12 protein-coding genes are annotated in these 22,488 nt (G+C 34.6%); 10 read left to right on the top strand and 2 right to left on the bottom strand.

Going from position 1 to position 22,488, the window contains the following annotated elements:
- Position 1: 1 nt before the first annotated feature.
- From infC to M2265_RS09350, 7 genes are all read left to right on the top strand, one after another.
- A complete protein-coding gene (infC, locus tag M2265_RS09380) occupies positions 2–565 on the top strand; it encodes a translation initiation factor IF-3 (protein ID WP_021191520.1) in 564 nt (187 codons plus the stop codon).
- Positions 566–605: 40 nt separating this feature from the next.
- Entirely contained in the window at positions 606–806 is a 201-nt protein-coding gene (gene rpmI / locus M2265_RS09375; protein ID WP_021191519.1) for a 50S ribosomal protein L35, read from the top strand.
- Positions 807–903: 97 nt separating this feature from the next.
- The gene (rplT, locus tag M2265_RS09370; protein WP_021191518.1) at positions 904–1,248 is read left to right on the top strand and encodes a 50S ribosomal protein L20; all 345 of its coding nucleotides are present in this window, start codon (positions 904–906) and stop codon (positions 1,246–1,248) included.
- 180 nt (positions 1,249–1,428) lie between these two features.
- Positions 1,429–3,714, top strand: coding sequence for a tetratricopeptide repeat protein (locus tag M2265_RS09365; protein ID WP_132773757.1), 2,286 nt, complete (start codon positions 1,429–1,431; stop codon positions 3,712–3,714).
- 596 nt (positions 3,715–4,310) lie between these two features.
- Positions 4,311–5,483, top strand: coding sequence for a Na+/H+ antiporter NhaA (nhaA, locus tag M2265_RS09360; protein ID WP_132773756.1), 1,173 nt, complete (start codon positions 4,311–4,313; stop codon positions 5,481–5,483).
- Positions 5,484–5,928: 445 nt separating this feature from the next.
- Positions 5,929–9,207, top strand: coding sequence for a SusC/RagA family TonB-linked outer membrane protein (locus M2265_RS09355; protein ID WP_132773754.1), 3,279 nt, complete (start codon positions 5,929–5,931; stop codon positions 9,205–9,207).
- Between the two features lie 30 nt (positions 9,208–9,237).
- Positions 9,238–10,965 (top strand): RagB/SusD family nutrient uptake outer membrane protein, encoded by a 1,728-nt coding sequence (locus M2265_RS09350; protein WP_132773753.1) that lies wholly within the window; start codon positions 9,238–9,240, stop codon positions 10,963–10,965.
- 142 nt (positions 10,966–11,107) lie between these two features.
- Here the strand turns inward: M2265_RS09350 and M2265_RS09345 are convergent, their stop codons facing one another.
- Positions 11,108–12,133, bottom strand: a complete 1,026-nt coding sequence (locus tag M2265_RS09345; protein WP_132773751.1) for a threonine aldolase family protein — start codon at positions 12,131–12,133, stop codon at positions 11,108–11,110.
- A 263-nt stretch (positions 12,134–12,396) separates the two neighbouring features.
- Positions 12,397–13,635: a DEAD/DEAH box helicase gene (locus tag M2265_RS09340; protein ID WP_046791957.1), complete on the bottom strand. Its 1,239-nt coding sequence runs from the start codon at positions 13,633–13,635 to the stop codon at positions 12,397–12,399.
- Positions 13,636–13,877: 242 nt separating this feature from the next.
- Between M2265_RS09340 and M2265_RS09335 the strand changes: the two genes are divergently transcribed.
- From M2265_RS09335 to M2265_RS09325, 3 genes are all read left to right on the top strand, one after another.
- Complete coding sequence (locus tag M2265_RS09335; RefSeq protein WP_132773750.1) at positions 13,878–14,534, top strand: 2'-5' RNA ligase family protein; 657 nt, start codon at positions 13,878–13,880, stop codon at positions 14,532–14,534.
- A gap of 88 nt (positions 14,535–14,622) precedes the next feature.
- On the top strand, positions 14,623–16,503 hold the full coding sequence (locus tag M2265_RS09330; RefSeq protein WP_132773748.1) for an Nramp family divalent metal transporter: 1,881 nt from the start codon (positions 14,623–14,625) through the stop codon (positions 16,501–16,503).
- An 81-nt stretch (positions 16,504–16,584) separates the two neighbouring features.
- Entirely contained in the window at positions 16,585–22,401 is a 5,817-nt protein-coding gene (locus M2265_RS09325) for a DUF4011 domain-containing protein (protein WP_165905988.1), read from the top strand.
- The last annotated feature ends 87 nt before the right edge of the window (positions 22,402–22,488 follow it).

Here is a 22,488-nt window from a genome sequence, read left to right as displayed (position 1 = left end):
TTTGGCATTAAAAAGACCAGGTGGTCCTAGACCACCAATGAGGAAGAAAGAACCAGATCACCGCATTAATGAACTAATCCGTGTGCCTGAGGTACGTTTGGTAGGTGACAATGTGGAAACAGGAGTATATCCTACACGTAAAGCTTTAGAGCTTGCAGATGAATTGGAACTTGATTTAGTTGAGATTTCGCCAAATGCTGTTCCGCCGGTTTGTAAAATTATCGACTACAGTAAATTTGTTTACGAGCAAAAGAAGAAACAAAAAGAAATCAAAGCTAATGCAAAACAAACTGTTATTAAGGAAATCCGTTTCGGACCTAATACCAGTGAACATGATTTTGACTTCAAATTGAAACATGCGATCAAATTTCTTGAAAGCGGTGAAAAAGTTCGTGCTTACGTACACTTTAAAGGCCGTGCAATTGTACACAAAGAACAAGGAGAGATCCTGTTATTGCGTTTTGCACAAGCGTTAGAAGAAGTAGGTAAAGTAGAATTATTACCGAAATTAGAAGGAAAACGTATGTTTTTAACTTTGGCGCCTAAATTGGTAGCTAAAAAATAATAAAAAAATTCTAACAGATTGATATAAAATTTAAAGTATTATGCCAAAAGTAAAAACCAATTCCAGCGCTAAAAAACGTTTTAAGCTTACTGGAACAGGTAAAATCGCAAGAAAAAACGCTTTCAAAAGCCACATCTTGACAAAAAAGAGCACAAAACGTAAACGTAACTTAACAACAACAAGTTATGTATCTGATGGCGATATGGGCAACGTTAAACGTATGCTTGCTATCGGTAAATAAGTTTTATTCGATTTAATTAATAATAATTTTTTAACCGGGTACAGGGTTGTAAGATCATTGAGAAACATGACGCCTTTTACCAAATAATTTTAAAAATATGCCACGTTCGGTTAACGCAGTTGCTTCGAGAAGAAGACGTAAAAAAATCCTTAAATTAGCGAAAGGCTATTATGGATCACGTAGCAAAGTATATACTATTGCTAAAAATACAGTAGAAAAAGGTTTACAGTACGCTTACCGCGACCGTAAAACCAAAAAACGCGAGTTTAGAGCTTTATGGATTCAACGTATTAACGCTGGAGCCCGTCAACAAGGATTATCTTATTCAGTGTTGATTGGTAAATTAAATGCTAAAAATATTGGTTTAAACCGTAAGGTTTTAGCTGATTTAGCTTTAAACAACCCAGATGCTTTCAAAGCAGTTATTGACGCAGTAAAATAGAGTTTTAACCCTGAGTCAATTTGTTAGATATTGGAAAGGAACCCATCAGGGTTCCTTTTTTGTTGTTACAAACTTTCGATTATTTATCGTTTTAATAATGAGCTCTTTTAAGCTTTATTTTTTTTAACTGTTTTGAAGTTTGGAATATATTTTTATTTTTATATAAAAGAGCCGTAGTTTATGAAGTTTCAAGATTTAGTTAATTTGTATGAAGAAGGAAGATATGAGGATTGTTTGTCCGAATTAGAAGTTTTTCTGGTACTGAATCCTCAAGATATTCCCACACTAATTTTAAAAGCTACTGTACTTAAAGAACTTGATTTTCAAAATTCAGAAGAAGATAGTAAGGAATTATTATTAGAAGATTTTCAGGAAGTTATTACAATTTATAAATCTATTCTTGAAATAGAGCCCAATAATGAGGCCGCTCTTTTTGGTTTGTTGGAAACAACACGATTCTTTTATAAAGATCTAGATTACGATGAGTATGCATCGTATATAGATAGGTTGAGTATTCATGAAGATGAACTGGAGAACGTATGCCGTTTTAAAGCTGATTTAAATTATTTGCATGAAAAGTTTAATGAATCTATAGGTAATATCAATGAATTATTATCTATTTATGAAGTGCTATACGCCCATGATCGTATTAGTAAATGTGCTTTGCTAACAGAGAGTTTACTCTTTAAAGCAATGATACTCCGTGAAAATTTAGATCAACATCAACAAGCCTTAGCTGAATTTAAAAAATACAAACATGATATTCTTTCCAATAATGTATTGCTTTACCTAGACATAGGACAGCTTGCAATGGAATATCATGATTATGACATGATCGGTTGGGCCGGTACTAAGGCTGTGTTGTATGGAAATGAAGATCCTGAACTTGACGCAGAGATATTTAAGTTTTATGAACAGGTAATCGATCTATTAAATGGTGGCTTAGAAAACAAGCAATGTATTTACTTTGCGATTATGGTCCAACGTAATTTTCGGGAAGAACTGGGATTGGACTTATCCGATCCTCTTATCGAAGCAAAACGTTATATAGATCTTAATCCAGATTGGTTTGTACCCTATCACTTTGCGGGTACTTATATTCTTGAAGGTGGTAACTATGAAGAAGCTTTGCCCTATCTGGTAAAAGCTGTCGAATTAGGTGGTTTTTCAGTTACTATATACCGTTATATACTCACTTATTACGAAGTTCATAAACAATTGCCCGTCGTATTAAATTGGCCAGAAGATGGACCTATTGACTATTTTAATTCCGGTTGCGAATTTTCAGAATTCGAAAATTCAATTGGCTCACCAATACTCGATATGGCCTTATTGAATTATCGCTTACAGTTTTTTGAAAGAGCATACCTCGCATTTAAAGCTTATTTCCACGAAAATAAATTTGAAGCGAATTACTTCATTAACCATCAGCTCATGTCCATGTGCTGTAATAATTATGCATTAGCGCTGAGCAGTAAACGAAAATATGATGAAGTGATTGAGATCTGTAAAGAAGGACTGACATATAGTAGATTCTGGGAGCTGTATAATACCATGGCAGATGCCTATTTTGAAAAAAATGAATTTGAAGATGCACTAATCAATTATCATGAATTATTGGATGATAGTTTTAAAGAATTTGATTTACCAAACTACCTTCGAATTTCAGCTTATGTAACGAAATGCGAATTTAAGCTCGGGTATATTAAGGAAGCTGAAGAGCGTTTAAAAACAATTTCTCGGGAATATGATGAATTGATTCAATCTTCAGAATATGCTGAATACGATGAGGAAGATTTATTTGTTACACGTCAGGCTTATATGGAAATTCAAAATGCTCGTTTTGATTTAATCAATCATCGTGGAGATTCTGAAACGTTAAAAGATTGGCAGAAAGAGCTGGAAAGCAAACCTGATGATGCTTCAAATTGGTACATGTTAATGCAAAACTATTTCCAATTGGAACAATATGAACAATGTATCGCCTGTGCTAATAATTATGAAGCGACAAAACCCATACAGGAGATGGCATTAATAGATTATCGCAAGTTACATTACCTCAGAGGGAAGTCGTACTTTTTAACTGCAAACTATACAGCAGCATTGCAGGATTTATTGGTGGCGTATAGTTCTACAAAAGCAACTTTGGAAGAAGAGGAATCACATGGTGATTTTCATTTGATACTGCTTCATTTAATCCGTACTTATTTTCATTTAAATGACTGGAACAATGTTATTCGAATTGCTCAAGAGTCTGACGAAATGTATAAAAGTCAGAATTGGGAAGAAGATGATGATTGGTGCGAAATGTTGTTGATGTCTGCCGAAGCTTCATTTGAATTGAATGATACAGAAAGCGGCAAACAAAAAATACAAAATATTCTAAAGTTTTTTCCGAAGCATGAAAAGGCATTAGAGAAAAAGAAAGAATGGAGCTCCGGCTGGTTTAGCTGGTTGAAAAAATAAAGATTTTATATCCTGAATAGTTAATTTGATCATTGCTAATGTATGGTATGGATCAGCCAAAATACACTCTGTTTAATTAGCACCGTTCATAGGTTCGTTAAAAACAAGGAATTTAAAATCTATTATTGGTATAATATGAAGGGACTGATGGCTTACATTGGTCCTTTTTATTTTATGAATGTATAAGATAAAAAAAAACACGCTTTAAGCGTGCGACAAATTGTTTATCAATGTAGGTTAATCTTCACCCGATAATAAATCATCTCCATCAAATGTAAATTCGATTACATCCGTGTAGCTTTCTAATGTTTGTACTTCAAAATCTTTAATCATCTTTCTGTTTTTTATTTATTATAAAGATAAGTATCGTTTTTAATCTCTGCGTAAAATGTATGTGAAGTTTTTGTTAAGTGTTTTGTGTATTTGATTTTGTTAACATTGGAGGTTTTTTTTCATTCTAAAACCATGATTATTGAGGCAAAAAAACCTGTTATTATAAAAGAAAAACTTATCTTAGTAGAATTACATAGTTAAAGTTCCGCAGTCATTTTGGAGCTTGTATATTTCCTTATTGATCACTAAATGAAACAGTCTTCATGTCAAAATTAATTAATCTAAAAATTTTCAAGCAGTTTTTACAGTCTAGTAATATTGGCGGTATTCTGTTATTTATCTGTGTTATTCTTTCTTTAATATTAGCCAATAGTCCCTTAGCAGATTCATTCAGTAAGCTATTAAATACAACTCTAGGTTTTGAAACAGATCATATTCAGTTAAACTATTCGGTACTGCTTTGGATTAACGATGGTTTGATGGCAATATTTTTCCTTTTGGTAGGTTTAGAGATCAAGCGTGAATTGGTAGAGGGTGAATTATCTTCTCCAAAGAAAGCATTACTCCCCATATTAGCTGCTGTGGGTGGAGCTATTTTACCAGCCCTTATTTATTTGTTTATTAATAAAGGATTACCAACTGAGCATGGTTGGGGTATCCCTATGGCTACAGATATCGCTTTCGCCTTGGCTGTGATTACATTATTGGGTAATCGGGTTCCGGCAAGTCTAAAAATCTTTTTAGCGGCTTTAGCAATCGTTGATGATTTGTTGGCTATTTTAGTTATTGCATTGTTTTATAGCGGCGATCTGCATTATAATTATTTATTCATTGCATTAGGAATTTTTGCTTTCTTATTGTTGCTTAATTTTTTTGGAGTAAAAAAAATATGGGCCTATTTGATACCAGGAGTATTTATCTGGTATTTTATTCATCATTCAGGGATACATGCCACCATTGCGGGGGTATTGGTAGCACTATCATTACCAACAAATGCAACAGACGATGAATCACCGTTAGAAAAATTGGAACATATACTCACTTCTCCCGTCAATTTTATCATTATCCCTTTATTTGCAATCGCAAATACCAATATTACTATACAAAGTGAAATGGTGCACGGATTGACCACTGCTTTGGGTATTGGTATAATAGGCGGTTTATTGGTTGGAAAATCTGTTGGGATATTAGGGATATCTTTCATTGCTACGAAATTAAAGTTATGTACGTTGCCTGAAGGTGCAAATTGGAAACATATTTTTGGAGTAGGTTTACTAGGCGGTATAGGGTTTACGATGTCTATCTTTGTATCTATATTAGCTTTTACTGATCCCATGCTTATTGAAGAAGCAAAATTTGCAGTACTCATCGGATCTTTATTTTCAGGAGCAATCGGCTATTTATTTTTAGCAAGTGTTGGTAAAAAGACAGCATAGCTAAATAAAAACTAAACATAAAAAGGCAGCCCTAATATTAGGGCTGCCTTTTTATGTTTAGAACATATCTATGATTTCTGTCATTAAAACTTAAAAATAAATCGAATTAAATAGATTCTGATTATTTTTTTTCGAGGTAAATCATTTGTGTTAAGAATTAATCTAGAGTGGATCTTGATCATTTAAAGTCATTCTTTAAACTAATGGATATTAAGTTAAATTGTCTTTTTTTTGTTACATGATGTACTTGTTACAATAAGGCTTTATAATTTTAATCGTTAATTATCAATGTGTTATGGTAATGTTAAAAACATTTTTTCGGAATAATTATGAAAAATCAATCGATTGCGTACATTAGGTAACAACTAAACATATGGTGCTAGGGGAGATTCTTTCAATAGGGTTTAGCACTGATTAAATTACCAAATTAAACCTTTTTCACATTATGAGAAAACTATTACAGTTTCTTAACGAGGATTTTATTGAGCATAAAAAATCGATAAAATACTCCCTTTGGGCGTCCACAGCGCTCGTGTTAATTAGCCATCAGTCATTAGGTAATCCGATGTCAAAATTTGCTGATGTGTCAAATTATGTAGTCAACACACAGATTACGCAAAACCCTGTTCGAGGAAAAGTTCAGGATGCCGCGACTAAAGAACCCATCGCTGGAGCAACAATTAGAGTCGTGGGAAAGACTTTAGCGACCTCTTCCGATGCGGAGGGTAATTTTCAGATTGATGCAGCCTTAAATGATGTATTGGAAATTACCTATGTCGGTTTTTCAAAGCAATCTGTGAATGTGACATCAACATCACTTCCACTAATTGTTGGGATGCAAGGACAAACTGGTGATTTGGATGAGGTAGTTGTGACAGGTTACAGCACACAACGTAAAAAAGATCTGACCGGAGCTGTCTCTGTCGTGAATGTTGATCAGTTAAAAAGTACACCGGCTGCAAGTGCCGTAGAATCTTTACAAGGGCGTGCAACAGGGGTGCAGGTTGTGACAGATGGTGCTCCAGGTGCAACTCCTCAGATTAAGATCCGTGGTTATAGTACCATTAACAATAATGAACCATTATACATTATTGATGGTGTGCCGTATGAAGGGAAATTAAGTTGGTTGAATCAAAATGACATCGAAAGTATGCAGGTTCTAAAAGATGCATCTGCAGCTTCAATATATGGATCTCGCGCAAATAATGGTGTCGTGATTGTGACAACAAAAATGGGTAAATCGGGAAAACCACAAATTAATTTGGATGCCTATTTTGGAATACAGGTTCCTAACAGTAGTCGTTTTCCTAAAATGCTAAGTCCACAACAAGTTTTAGATATTGAAAATAGATTAGATGGAAAAAACAATACTTTACCAGATTACATTATTGCAGGTACTAAATTAGGTCATGATATTAAACCTGCTGATCTTGATATGTCAAAATACAAATATGATGCTTCAAGTCGAGCCGATTTTTATCAAATTACAAAAGCGAATCAAGCTGGTACCAATTGGTTTGATGCGTTATCTCAAAATGCACCAACCCAATCTTATCAATTAAGTGCTACGGGTGGGGGGGAGAATGCAAATTATGCTTTTTCAGGAGGATATCTAAACCAAAAAGGTACTATCATTCATACTGGTTTTGAAAAATATAATGTCCGCTCGAATATGTCATTTTCTGCTTTTGATAAAAAATTGAGATTTGGGGAAAATATTCAGTATTCTTTTACTGAAGGTTTTGGCATGGGGGTGAATACAAATACTGCAGGTGATTATATTGGGGAAGGGAGTGCCCTTGGTTTTGCATACCGAATACACAATTTAATCCCTGTATATGATGAAGGTGGAAATTTTGCAGGTTCTGTTGGTGGGCAGTATGGTAATGGAGAAAATCCAGTAGCCATAGCATCTCGTGCTCAAGATAATAAGAATAAAAGTAATTTATTCTTTGGTAATGTTTATGGGGAGTATGATTTACTTAAAGGCTTAACTTTCCGCACAAGTATGGGTATGAAATATGAAAATTATAATACAGTTTCATATACCTATCCGAATCCAGAATTTACGGAAGGAAGTTTCAACAACGGAATGATTGAATCTTCTGGAATTAATAAAGAGTGGACATGGACAAATACCTTAAATTATAAAGCGAAATTTAATGATGAACATAATCTAAATATTTTGTTGGGTACCGAAGCAATATCCAGCAGATATAGACAAATATCTGCTCGAGGAAACGGTTTCTTTACGACTGAAAGTTTAGATTATTTTTATATTGATGCTGCGTCAAAAGATATTTTTGGAAATGGGGAGGGAACCGTGGGTTCATTGTTCTCTATATTCGGAAAAGTAGACTATTCTTTTAAAGATCGTTATATTTTGAGTGGTACTGTAAGACGAGATGGATCGTCAACATTTGGACCAGACAATAAATATGGGGTATTTCCTGGTGTAAGTGCTGCTTGGCGATTATCGGAAGAAGAGTTTTTAAAGGGATCTTCATGGTTGAATGATCTTAAAATTCGTGCTGGTTATGGAGTAACAGGAAATCAGCGTATTCCACAAAATCAATATGTAAATCGTTATAAAGTTGATGTTAACTCATCTTCTTACCCAATCAACGGACCACTTAGTTCCGGTGTATGGCAAAATGCATATAGTAACCCTGCAATTAAGTGGGAACAGGTGTCCGCATTAAACCTCGGATTGGACTTTTCCATCATGAATGGTGATTTTGATGGATCATTTGACTGGTATAATAAGAAAACTACAGATATGCTTTATCCTCTTCCATTACCAGCAGTTGGTGTAGGAAGAGCTGATGCGCCTTATGTCAATATTGGTGATATGCAAAATAAAGGAGTTGAGTTTTCATTAAATTATCATTATGGCAAGAAACAAGAAAAACCATTCACGCTTGATCTTTCAGCTAATATCTCAAGAAATGTAAATAAAATTGTGTCTTTAGCTCCTTCAATTAGTCAACAAGTTTATGGTGCTTTCCGTAGTATGGAAACTTCTATTTTAAAAGCTGGTGAACCATTAGGCGCATTTTACGGATATAAAGTTGTTGGAATTTATCAAGATGCTGCTGATGTCGCAAGTACACCTTATGCAGATGGAAAATCACGGATAGGAGGGCTTAAATATGCCGATATAAATGGTGATAATGTAATTGATGCTAATGACAGAACAATAATAGGAAGTCCACATCCTGATTTTGTATATTCATTAAATATCAATGCAACGTATAAAAACTTTGATTTTATGGCTTATTTCTACGGTTCTAAAGGAAATCAAAATTATGAAGCAACACGTTATTTTACCGACTTCGGAGTTTTCAAAGGACAGAAAAGTGTTCGTGTCTTAGATGAATGGAGCCCAAAAAATAATGGAAGTATGATTCCTTCTCAAGTCAATGATGCTTCTCCATATGAATATGCATCTTCAAGTTATTATGTACAAGATGCTAGTTTTTTAAAGCTTAAGAATTTACAGGTAGGTTATAATTTACCTGTTCAAAATCTATTTGGAGCAAATAGTTCAGTACGTAAGTTTAGAATGTATTTTGCTGTAACGAATTTGTTTACTATTACCAAATATGAAGGGTTAGATCCAGAGGTAACCGCTACTCCTTCGGATTATCCAGCATTAGGTGTTGATTTTGGAGTCTATCCACAGGCAAGACAATACATGTTAGGTCTTAGTTTAGGATTCTAAAGCTTTATTAATTATTAAAATTTAAATATCATGAAGAAAAAGAATATATATATGATGCTGGGAGCCACTACACTTTTATTTGCTTCTTGCGGTAAGGGTTTTTTGGAAAAATTTCCACAAGGAGAATTAGCAGAACCACAAGTTGAAAATGCTAAAGGAATTGAAGGGATATTGATTGGAGCCTATGGAATATTGAATGGGAATGTAAGTGGAACTTGGGGTAATTACTCATCGGCACCAAGCCAGTGGTTATTTGGTGAAGTTGCAGCAGATAATGCACATAAAGGTTCTACGTCTACTGATCAGCCGAATATGAATATGATTGAATTTCATACACCAAATAGTTCAAACGATAACTTGAGCCAAATGTGGGAAGTTTATTATGAAGGTGTATTGCGGGCTAATAACACTTTACGCCTATTAAAAGTAGATCAGGCTGGAGCTAAGACTATTAGCGCAGCTAGAGCAACGCAGATTGAAGGGGAGGCGAGAGTATTGCGAGCACATTATTATTTTTATCTATGGAGGGTATTCAAGAATCTTGTTTTTGTAGATGAAAATACTACTTTAGATGAAGCGAAGGTAAAGCCTAATAAAGATGATGTGCTACCAAAAATAATAGAAGATTTAAAGTTTGGTATTGAGAATTTACCTTTAACGAAGATTAATGAAGAGGCAGGTCGAATGGATCAAAATATTGCTAAAGCATATTTGGGCAAAGTTTATTTGTACCAAAAGAAATATCCTGATGCGCTTATTTTGTTTAAGGAGGTTATGGCTGGTAAAGATATTTTAGCAATGCCTTTTCAAAATAACTTTGATGTATTAACTGAAAATGGACCTGAGGCTTTGTTAGTATCGAAACATGCCATCAATCCTAACGGTAGTGGTGACAATGCAAATGTGGGGGATATGTTAGCTGGATTGAATGGAAATAATCCCGTTGGCTGTTGTGGGTTTTATCAACCAACAATTGATTTGGTAAATGCATATAAAGTTGACGCTAATGGGTTACCACTTTTAGATGGTACATTTCGTCTAAATCCCTACAAATCAGATTTTGGTTTGGTGGATACAAAAGCGGACTCAGCAAAAACAAAATATCAATTGGATGTTAGCTTAAGATTTGATCCGCGATTAGATTATACTGTGGGGCGTAGAGGAGTAAGGTATCTTGATTACGGTGTAATGCCGGGAGATGCATGGATTAGAGACGTCACGAATGGAGGTCCTTTTGTAGGTATCAAAACTATGATTCCGCAGAGTCAATTTGGTAGCCATACAGCTTCAGGTGCTGCATACATCACTGATCTAGATGTAAATATAATCCGTCTTGCTGATGTTGTGTTGATGGCAGCAGAGTGTGAAGTGGAAGTTGGGAATTTGACTGGTGCAATGAATTATGTTAATGCAATTCGTAAACGAGCCGCTAATCTACCAGCGAAGAAAACAGCCAATAATAGCAATGCTGCTGTCTATGTCGTTAAACCATACTTATCTTTTCCTGATCCAACTTATGCGCGAAAAGCTGTTCGTTTTGAACGTCGTCTGGAATTGGCAATGGAAGGTCATCGCTTTTATGATTTAGTAAGATGGGGTGAAGCAAAGGCAGTTTTAGAAAGTTATTCATCTTTTGAAGGTGGTATTTTACCAGCATATAAAGGCTTGAATTTTAAACCTGAAAATGAATATTTCCCAATTCCTCAAGCTCAAATTGATCGAAGTGGTGGTGCTTTAACACAAAACAATGGGTATTAATCATTGACAATAAACAAAGAGGTTTATCTAAATTATTAGATAAACCTCTTTTTATTAAACAGATCTTTTGTTAAATAATATTATTATATATTATAAATACTTTACACTAGTAAAACCTATTTTAGATTGTCAAAATAATAAATTATAATTTTTTAAGATCATTAATAAATGCATCGACATATTGTTCGTCTGTTGCCCATGATGTTATTAATCGAATTGCAGCATTGTCTTCATCTATTTCTTTCCAGACAAAAAACAAATAATTTTCATTGAGTTTTGTAATAATATTTTTGGGTAAAATAGGAAAGATCTGATTTGTAGTTGAATTTGTTAAGAAAGAAAAACCTTTAGCTTTAACAGTGCTTGCTATCTTCATAGCCATTTTGTTAGCATGATCTGCCAATTCGAAATATAGGTCTTCCTTGAATAATTCAAGAAATTGTATCGCAAGTACACGTCCTTTCGCTAACATTGCACCTCTTTGTTTCAGTACATAATCAAAATCTTCTGCCAGATGCGGATCTTTAAAAATAACAGCTTCGCCTAATAATGCACCATTTTTCGTCCCACCGATATAGAATACATCTGTTAATTTTGCAACATCAGCGAGTGTTAAATCATTATCTTGAGCCATTAAAGCGTGTCCCAATCGAGCACCATCAAGAAATAACAACAAATTATGCGAAAGACAACATGCTGCCAGATCTTCTAATTCTTTTTTGAGATAGATCGTGCCGATCTCAGTTGAATTGGAAATATAAACCATCCGAGGTTTTACTACATGTGGTTTTAGTGCATATTCTTGCAATGCTCTTTCAATAGCAACTGGATTAAGTTTGCCATCAGCGGTTTCTACAGTAATTACTTTATGGCCGGTTGCCTCAATAGCTCCTGTTTCATTAGCCGAAATATGTCCAGTTTTAGCACTGATCACCGCTTCATGGGGGCGCAAAAGAAAAGAAATAACAATAAGGTTGGTCTGCGTACCTCCGGAAAGGAAATGTATGGTAGCTTGTGGGTTATTGATCTTATTTTTTAAAATATCTTTTGCTTGGATAGCATATTCATCTTCTCCATAACCAAGTTGTTGAACAAGATTTGTTTCTATTAATTTATTGAGAATATTTGGGTGTGTACCCTCAGAATAGTCATTTTTGAAATTGTACATTTTTTTATTTTAATATAACCAAGATAGGAGAGGCATAGTGGTAAATTGCTTCCTTCATTATTTATAACTTACAGCGCCACTCAATAGACCTATAAAGATAAAATATAATTAATGATTTTATGACAGGTTAAATTTCATTGAATCGTCACAAGTTCACAATTAAAAAGGCTAAACCATATCGGAATGATCTATATTAAGCCAAAAATCTAAAAATCACGGAGTAATAGTCCCGTGATTTTTAGATTTTATATGAAGGAGGATATTTAACCCTTTTTCTTCTTCATGGTCATCTTAGCTTTTTTACCAGCCCCATAATTATATGTTTTGCTATTACTTTCTTTCTTTTGATGGTAAGCTGCACCACGTGTTCCATCATTATCATCATCAATTAATGAGGTATTTCCCTTTTTTGCACTGTAAATTGATAATTTTTCTGGTAAATCAAGAACTTCCATTTTTTGACCTATTGTATGCTCCATCTTTTTTATTTCAGGCAACTCCAAATCTGTTGCAAAAGTAAATGACAATTGCTCTTCTGCATTTGATTTAATGATTCGTTGTATAAGCGTATCGTTATTCTCGGGGATTTCAAAATGAAAAATATACGGTATTCCTGACACATCTAATACTTCAGTTCCTTCATTGGCTACGATTAATATCCGATGAGCATCCTCTTGTTTAAATAATTCGATATCAGAAATACTTTTATCTTCAAAAAATAAGGGGTTAAATATAACGATCTCATCGTTATATTTACGGTGTAAGCTTTTCCCTAATTTTTGTGCAGTAAGTTTACTATTAACGAAAATGATCACTTTATCAAAAACTTCGTTGTCCAGCATTAAGCTGTTGAGAAGATTGATTTTTGTTGTAAAATTTGGAACCTGATATAGAAACATATCATGTACATTAAGTTTTTCCGCAGCAAGTTCTTCTACTTCGATCAGGGCTGGAGAAACCATAAAACCATCAATCATCTGGTGTAATTTTTCATGCTCCACTGTGCTAAAAACAAGATGTTGACACTTTTTAGCACTCTGAACAAGTTCTTTCACCGGAGTTATCATGCCATTTTTAATTACCTCTTCTGCATCATCGATAATTATGGTATGTATTAAATTAAGATTTAAGCCCAATTTAAGGTAGACAGCTCTTGCTCTATTTGGAGTAGAAACAACGATTTCAACACCAGCGACAAGTTTTTCAATTTCTTGCTCCATACTACCTCCAGCACGTAATCCAATAATACTAAGGTCTTTATTTTTACTGATCAAATAAAATTGATCAACAATAGCCTGAACACATTCTTGATCAGGAGCCAAAATCAAAACTTTTGGAGCATCAGGAACGTTGAATTTAAGTCCAGAAAGTACACTGAGGATATAAGTTGTTGTTTTACCTGAACCGTCAGGACCTATAGCGATAATATCTTGGCCACCTAATATCCGAGACATAGATTTCACTTGTATTTCCTTGGGTGTTAAATAACCCAAACTTTCCATGGATTTTTGTAACCGCTTGCTTAATTTTAATTTATCGAAAGACACTTTATTGTCGTATTTAATGAATAATGGACAAAGTTACTTAAAAAATAATTGCTAATAGACCATTACAAAGCTTTATGGCATTTTACTAAAACCATAAATTGCAATAAGAAATTGAGATCAGCATTGCATGATGATTATAGTTCTTAATCCATTACATCTTATGAAACCATGCGTTAATGTAAGATTGATCTCAGTAAATGTTGAAAGTTTTTCTTTTTGTTTTATTATCACTATATTTAAAGGAAAGCGAATCATTAGAGAAAGGAATGGAAATGGTCACAGACTTAGAAAAATATTCATTGGTATTTCAACCCTGTGAAAAGGGTATTCAGATGGTAAAATTTATCAAAGAAAGTTTAAAGAACAAGATTGGATGGTTTTCGAGTTGTCATTCATTAGCGCATATTACCATATGTGAATATTTAGCCAATGGTAATGATCTATCAAAGATAAAAAAACAAGTCACAGAGATTCTTAAATATGAAAATTCGCAATATGTGTATTTTGATGATTATAGTGCCTTTCCAAAAAATGGTGCTTTTTTCATTGCTCCAGCATTAAAATCTAGACAGTTTTTGAAAAATAAAATGCAGGCCATAACCAGTATCGATTTTGATACGAAAATGTTTAAAAGTACTGAACCTCATTTGACAGTCGGGCGTAAGTTGGATCAGGATAAGCTTGCTGTAGCTTTTGAAAATTTCAAAGCAATAGATTTAGATTTTTTTTGTTCTAGTATTTTCTTGCGAAGATTTAATCCCATTAAAAAACAATATGATACAATAGAAGAATTTAAATTTGGCAATCTTCCTAAACCTCCTAAAGAAGAGGGACAGTTGTCTTTTGATTTTTAATAAAAGGATAAAAATGTAGTTTTTCGTTTTAGGATTTATATCTTTATTTCCGCAAGATAGATGGCATATTAACGACATAGCAATCCTAATGAGTAAAGATCCTTACCAGCATGAAAAATCTCTTTCAGATGTGCACGAAAGTGTTGAAATCAGTAAGGGCAAATCAAAAATAAAAAAAATCCTCAGTTTTTTTGGACCGGCCTATTTAATTAGTGTAGGTTATATGGATCCTGGGAATTGGGCTACAGATTTAGCCGGGGGAAGTCAGTTTGGTTATGCCCTATTATGGGTTTTATTGATGAGTAACATCATGGCTTTACTCTTGCAGAGTCTTTGTACCCGTTTAGGAATAGTGAGAAGAAAAGATCTCGCACAGTGCAATCGGGAGACATACCCAAAGCGCATGAATTTTGTGCTTTATATCTTAGCAGAAATAGCAATCGCGGCCTGTGATCTCGCCGAAGTATTGGGAATGGCGATCGGATTAAACTTACTTTTTGGAATAGATATCCTTTGGGGCGTATTAATCAGTTTTGCAGATACATTTTTGATTATGTATCTACAGAAATTAGGAATGCGAAAGATGGAACTTTTCATTATTGGTCTAATTACGATGATTGGTATGTGCTTTATGGTAGAGATGTTTTTAGTTCAGCCTGATTTCGGTGAAGTAATGACCGGCTTTATTCCAAGCTTACCCAATAGCGCTGCACTTTATATTGCAATAGGAATTATCGGAGCTACTGTAATGCCACATAATTTGTATTTACATTCAGCCTTGGTACAAACGCGAAAAATAGACAGAGATGACCATTCCATAAGAAAAGCACTCAAATATAATTTTTTTGATAGTGCAATTGCCTTAAATCTCGCCTTTCTGGTTAATGCCGCTATTCTTATCCTCGCATCAGCCGCTTTTCATAAAAACGGAATGCATGATGTAGCAGATCTGGAAGATGCTTATCACTTATTGGGGAAAACATTAGGAACAGATCTCGCACCTAAATTATTTGCAGTAGCGTTGATATTGGCAGGTCAAAGTTCTACCGTAACAGGAACCCTTGCGGGACAGATTGTAATGGAAGGATATTTGAGATTACGGATCAGTCCCACCCTTAGAAGAATTATTACTAGATTATTAGCTATTATACCAGCAGTATTGGTCATATTAATTGCTGGAGAATCTCAAGTTGGCTCTTTATTAATTTTTAGCCAGGTTATATTAAGTATGCAGTTGGCATTTGCAGTTATTCCATTAATTCATTTTGTAAGTGATAAGGAAAAGATGGGAAATTTCGTTATTAAGCCTTATATGCAAATATTGGCATGGCTTATAGCTATTATCATCGCCGTACTTAATATTAAACTGGTATATGAGGAAATCTCAACATGGATTATTAAATATGATGTACTATGGTTAACTGTTTTATTAATTCTTGGGGCCGCAGGTATGATCGTTTTGTTGATTATGACCTTTATTTATCCTATACTTCATAAAAATAGAGCAATTGTATTGGATGTCCATCCCCCATTTGAAGATTTAAAGTTTGATGAACCCATATCGTTCAATAAAGTTGTACTTGCTTTGGACTACTCAACTTCAGATACAAAAGCAGTACAGTACGCCCTTTCTATAGCTAATACGAATTCTCACTTTATCTTGGTGCATATTGTTGAAAGTGCAGGCGTGAAATATACGGGAGAAAGTACGGATGACTTAGAGTCTAGACAAGATATGGAAAGATTAGAGAAGTATGCACATTTCTTTTCCGATAGAGCCTATCAAGTTAATTTTGAACTGGGTTATAATAATCGGGTTGCTTCTATTGCGAAGATATGTGAACAATATGAGGCTGATCTTTTAATTGTTGGTAGCCATGGACATACGGGAGTTAAGGATTTTGTTTTCGGAGAAACTGTAAATAAATTGAGGCATGCAGTGAAAATACCCGTTTTTATTGCGCAATAATCTGAAATGATAATTATTTAAGATAAAAGATACTAAACTGTTAATGATCTTTTTTATATTAGAGAATAAGATAAAATGCGAATGGATAATATGAAACAGGTTTATATAGAAAGAGATGTGGCAGAATTTCTAAATCTTTCTATGTATCAAAATCAGATTACTTTTTTGAGCAATTTGATGCTCTCTTCTAAGAGCGATCAAATTTTAGAAAAAATCCGAATTGAAATTGATTCTGACGGAGCGTGGATGGAACCTTTTTCTTATGAATTAGCCTATCTACCCGTCGGATTATCTGTTAAGATACCCACGGATAAAATTATTGTCAAGCCAATTTATTTCCTTCAATTAAGCGAGGTCGAACGAAGTACTTTTCAAATTAGAGTTTATCAGGACGAAAATTTATTAACAGAAGAAGTAGTGTCTATAGCGTTGCAACCCTTATCATTTTTTGGAGGTTTTAATACTCTTCCAGAATTATTAGCATCTTATATTACACCTAATCATCCTTACATTTATGCTGTTAAAAGTAAGGCGATTGCCTATCTAGAACAGCAAAATTTACCTGTTAAATTTGAGGGGTACCAGGCTACAGATCCATCGCGGATTCTTGAAATGATGCGGGCGATATACTATGCTTTGCAAGCGCAAGAAATAGTATACAGCGCATTACCGCCTAGTTTTGAAGAGAATGGACAACGGCTGAGGATGGTTGATGTTATTGCAAAAAAACGTTTTGGTAATTGTATTGATATTAGTTTACTCTACGCAGCATGTTTGGAGGCGATTGATTTGAATCCAATAATAATAGTTACTAAAGGACATGCTTTCGTAGGATGTTGGCTTCATCAAGATCGATTTGCGCAGATTATTAACGAAGATAAAACCGCTATTACTAAACGTTTTGCTAAAGGAATAAGTGAAATTGTTGTTGTTGAGTCAACAAGTGTTTGTAAAGGAGCTAGTATTAACTTTAATCAGGCAATTGATCTTGCGGAAGCGAGCCTGATAGAAAGGAATGATTTCTTACTTTCCATCGACATAAAGCGTGCGCGTGCCAGCGGTATCAAACCTCTTCCATTAAAGATAGATGATTCTTGCGATCTCGAGCATGAGTTTATACGAAATCAAGTAGATTTGAAGATGCAAGAAGAAACGATTGAGGTAGGAAAAATTTATGAAGAATTTGAGGGAAATGGTAATAAATCCATCAGTAAGCAGAAAGTCTGGGAAAGAAAGCTGTTAGACCTGTCATTGCGCAACAATCTTCTTAATTTGCGTATGACAAAAAATATGTTACAGATTATGGATGTAAATATTCATGACCTGGAAGACCTGTTAGTTGATGGTAAAAGTTTCTCGATCAGTGCTAGTGCAGATGCTCCCATACTGAAGCAGTACAATATCTTGAATCCTTCATTACATCCTTCATCGGCAGCATATCAATTGGCAAAAGAAGAATTAGCACATAACCGTTTATTATCTTATTATCATGCTGATGATTTAGATACAATTCTGACTCATATATCCCGAAATGCCAAATTATCGATAGAAGAGAACGGCTCCAGTACTTTATTCTTGGCTATAGGACTGTTACAGTGGCGGGATAAAAAAACGCTTGCCCAAGTTCGATCTGCTCCAATTATATTAATTCCGGTTGAGCTGACGCGACGCTCTATCAACAGTAAATTTGTCCTCAGAAGCCGCGAAGAAGAGGCGATGATCAATATTACCTTATTAGAGTTTCTTCGTCAAGAACACGGTTTGGATCTCCGGGATCTCGAAGAGCTTCCTAAAGATGGAAAAGGAATCGATGTTGCACAATTGATCGCACAGATGCGACGAGCAATCATGGGACTTAAGGGATGGGATATTGTAGATCAGGTGATTTTGGGTAATTTCTCTTTTAACAAATTAATTCTTTGGAATGATATTGCGCACCAATCTGAAGAAATTGCAAAAAGTAGCATTGTTCGTAGCCTTATCGATGGCCAGTTGCGATTAGATATTGGAAAAGAGGAAGTTCCATTAGATTTTGATAATATAAACCCATCTGCTTTAGCGTTGCCTATAGCAACAGATGTATCCCAATTAGAAGCAATTTTCACTTCTAATCAGAATCAAAGTTTTGTTTTACATGGTCCTCCTGGGACAGGTAAATCCCAGACGATTACTAACATTATTGCAAATGCACTTTATCAGGGCAAAAAAGTATTGTTTGTTGCTGCGAAGAAAGCCGCATTAGATGTTGTATATAAGCGATTGGCAGCAATAGGTCTATCCAATTTCTGTTTGGAACTACACTCCAATAAAGCAAAAAAATCAGATCTACTGTCACAGCTTGCAGAAACTTTGGAACAGCCGCAGTTGAAGGGTAATTTTAATTTTCAAGATGAGGCCAATCATTTAATAAATGCTAAAAAAGAGTTACAGATTTATATTAGCCAATTGCATAAACAGCAACCTATTGGCTGGAGTTTGTACGATAGTATTACAGCATTAACAACTTTAGAATCTTATCAGTTCGCTAAAATCGATCTCCCTAAAACATTTTTTGATTCTTTGACAAATGAGAAATGGCGAACATGGAAAGATCTGGTAATCGATTTAAATTCTGTTTCAAAGATTATCGCTAATCCTATTCAGAATCCGTTCAAAGGTATTGCTCTTGTGCAATACTCAAGTGCTATCCAACAGGAAGTTGTATCCTCTGCTGTAGAATTAAATCATACTCTGTTGGAGTATGGGCAATTGCTACGTCAGTTCATATCAAATTTTGATATGCCGATTCAGAACTTATCTTGGTCAGATTTATATTTATTCGATCAGCTTATTAAGTCCTTAACGGAACTTCCTGAGACGGATTTATCGCTTTGGAAGATGCTATTAAGCAAATCGCAAGAAGAGCGATTACAGAAATGGATCTCTCATTTTGAAATATATCAGAGCAGACGTCAGGTTTTATTAAATCATGCTCACAAAAGCGTGCTCGATGCTAATTTGACAGCATTAGAATCTTTATGGAATGAGGCAAAACAAACTTGGTTTTTACCAAAATGGTTTAAAAAAAGAAAAGTAAAGAAAGGTTTGTCAGCTTTTAGTACCATACCTTTACATGAAGATGAAACCTTCGATCAGTTTTTTGCTTATGTCAATGCCTTTCAACAAATAAGAGCAGTAGTTGAGTCTAAAGAGTATGAGGCAATCCACCAAGGCTTAGGCAGCTCTTACCTGCAAGAAGATACTAATTTAAAACTTGTGCAGGAGCAAATTGAGACACTGAAAATAATTAATGGACAATTAATAGCATTAAGTAATGTTACCGTAACTGATATTGTACAAAAGTGGATTGAAAAGTCGAAAACAAAAACATCCCAATTGATCCCAAATCAAGAATATACTTTACAAAGTTTAACAAAGGTATGGGGTACACTACTTATTAAGAGTAATGATTTTCAAACTTTAACGCAATTAGATATTCGGTCTTATCCTGTTCAGGTCGATTGGCTGACTGATATCGAAGGTAAAATTTCTGGTATTATTGATCAGATTGATTATTTAAAGAATTGGACAAATTATTCGAAAACAAAAGAAAAAGCCATATCATTAGATTTAAACTGGTTTATTGAATTGTATGAAAAAGATGATCTTAAACAAGAACATCTTTTGGAACATTTTGATTATATCATTCATTACAATCTGGCCAATCAAGTGATCGCTTCGCATGAAGCACTTAATATGTTTAATGTTCGATTATTTGAAGATAAGATCGAAAAGTATAAACAAATTGCAAATTCTTTCACTGAATTGACTAGAAAGGAATTATTGTTACGACTTAATGAACGGTTGCCAAATAATACTATTGAAGCTCTTCAAGGATCTGAAATAGCAATTTTACAGCGTGCTATTAAAAATCGGGGACGTGGTGTAAGCATTCGAAAGCTATTCGATCAAATTCCAGCATTACTGCCTCGTTTAGCTCCGTGTATGCTTATGAGTCCAATTTCAGTGGCTCAATATTTTGAGGTAAATCCGGACCAGTTTGATTTATTAATTTTCGATGAAGCTTCTCAATTACCCACTTGTGAAGCTGTCAGTTCTTTAGCTCGATCTAAACACGCGGTTATAGTAGGTGACCCAAAACAGATGCCTCCAACATCATTCTTCATGACGAATAAAGTAGATGAGGAAAATATGGAAATTGAGGACCTTGAAAGTATTTTAGATGACTGTCTTTCTTTATCATTTCCTTCAAAATATTTGTTACGTCATTATCGAAGTAAACACGAAAGTCTTATTGCTTTTAGTAATGCACATTATTACGACAATAAATTATTAACATTTCCATCAGCAGATGATCTAAATAGTCGTGTCACGTACCAGCATGTATCAGGTCATTATGACAAGGGTAAAACCCGACAGAATAAATTCGAAGCACAGGCCATCGTTGAAGATGTCGCAAGACGGTTTCAGAATGAAAAAACTCGAAAACAGAGTGTCGGTATTGTCACCTTTAGTCAAGTGCAACAGAATCTTATAGAAGATAAGCTAAACGAGTTGTATCGACTTGATTCGGAGCTGGAAGCATGGGCTACGGAAAGTGATGAACCTATTTTTATTAAAAACCTAGAAAATGTTCAAGGTGATGAACGAGATGTGATTTTGTTTTCAATTGGATATGGACCAGATGAAAATGGTCAAGTGAGTATGAATTTTGGACCGTTGAATAGGGAAGGTGGTTGGAGAAGGCTGAATGTTGCGGTAACTCGGGCTCGAGAGGAAATGAAAGTTTTTGCAACACTTCGATCTGATCAGATAAACTTAAATCGTACAGCTTCAGAAGGAGTCGCGGGTTTGAAAAATTTTCTGACTTTTGCCGAAAAAGGACACCTTGTACTAGATGCTAGCCAAATAACCACGACAGATAATCATGCTAATTTAACCCAAAATATCGCAAATAGATTACGTGCCGAAGGATTAATCGTCAATGTCAATATAGGAACATCTGACTATAGAGTTGATTTAGGTATTGTTCATCCCGAACATCCGAAACGCTATATTTTATCGATTTTATTAGATGGACTTAATTATTTTCAAGCGGAAACTACCAACGACCGCGAACTGGTATTACCAAAAATGTTGGAAAGTTTAGGTTGGAATATTTTTAGAATCTGGACATTGGATTGGATTGAGAATGCTGACCTTATAGTTGAATCTATTTTGGAAAAAGTTAATGCATTGCTATTAAAAACAGAAGAGCATGACCATATTGTAGCTAACGTCACAGAAAGTATTCATCAGAATGGATATCATATTGAAGAAATTGATTATTCTCCTATAATTTCTAAACAGATCCCTTATGAGAGCACTCATTTGCCAAAAGCATTTGCTATCGGAGCAGAGGGCTTAGAAGATCTTGGGAATAGGGCATTGATCCATAGACAGATGGAGTTGCTTATTCATCATGAATCACCCATAAGTAAGTCTTTTTTATATAAGCGTATTATGGAACATTGGGAAGCCAAACCTAGTGTTAAAATCGAGCGAATTCTATCTGAAATAATAGTAGATGTTCCTTCGCAAGTAACCAAACACCGTCAACCATTTTATTGGAAGGAACAAAGTGTGGTTGATATCAACTATTATCGGTCAAATGCTGGAATAGGAAGAAATTCAGAAGATATAGCCCCAGAGGAAATTATAGTAGCATTGCAAGAAGCCGTCGAACAGAATTTAAGTATCGTTGAAGATGATTTAGTCCGATACTTGGCTCGTCAATTTGATTTTCAGAAAATGGGTAAGCAAATTGAATTTTCGATGCGTTATGCGATTGGCATAGCTGTCGAAAAACAACTTGTAACACAGGAAGAAGGCCGTATAAAGATGATCGATAATAAATAGTTTTTTTAAATCATTGTTAAATTGTAATGATCAGTTTTACAAAAAAAACGAGCGTTATTCTTTAGGATAACGCTCGTGATTTGAAAA

The sequence above is a fragment of the Sphingobacterium kitahiroshimense genome (assembly GCF_025961315.1).
Taxonomy (GTDB): Bacteria; Bacteroidota; Bacteroidia; order Sphingobacteriales; family Sphingobacteriaceae; genus Sphingobacterium; species Sphingobacterium anhuiense.
The sequence above is the reverse complement of the archived record's forward strand: the minus strand, read 5'-3'. Positions and strand labels throughout refer to the sequence as shown.

Coding starts and splice junctions, on each gene's coding strand:
- rpmI (WP_021191519.1), top strand. CDS start 606: ATGCCAAAAGTAAAAACCAATTCCAGCGCTAAAAAACGTTTTAAGCTT.
- rplT (WP_021191518.1), top strand. CDS start 904: ATGCCACGTTCGGTTAACGCAGTTGCTTCGAGAAGAAGACGTAAAAAA.
- M2265_RS09365 (WP_132773757.1), top strand. CDS start 1,429: ATGAAGTTTCAAGATTTAGTTAATTTGTATGAAGAAGGAAGATATGAG.
- nhaA (WP_132773756.1), top strand. CDS start 4,311: ATGTCAAAATTAATTAATCTAAAAATTTTCAAGCAGTTTTTACAGTCT.
- M2265_RS09355 (WP_132773754.1), top strand. CDS start 5,929: ATGAGAAAACTATTACAGTTTCTTAACGAGGATTTTATTGAGCATAAA.
- M2265_RS09350 (WP_132773753.1), top strand. CDS start 9,238: ATGAAGAAAAAGAATATATATATGATGCTGGGAGCCACTACACTTTTA.
- M2265_RS09345 (WP_132773751.1), bottom strand. CDS start 12,133: ATGTACAATTTCAAAAATGACTATTCTGAGGGTACACACCCAAATATT.
- M2265_RS09340 (WP_046791957.1), bottom strand. CDS start 13,635: ATGGAAAGTTTGGGTTATTTAACACCCAAGGAAATACAAGTGAAATCT.
- M2265_RS09335 (WP_132773750.1), top strand. CDS start 13,878: ATGTTGAAAGTTTTTCTTTTTGTTTTATTATCACTATATTTAAAGGAA.
- M2265_RS09330 (WP_132773748.1), top strand. CDS start 14,623: ATGAGTAAAGATCCTTACCAGCATGAAAAATCTCTTTCAGATGTGCAC.
- M2265_RS09325 (WP_165905988.1), top strand. CDS start 16,585: ATGGATAATATGAAACAGGTTTATATAGAAAGAGATGTGGCAGAATTT.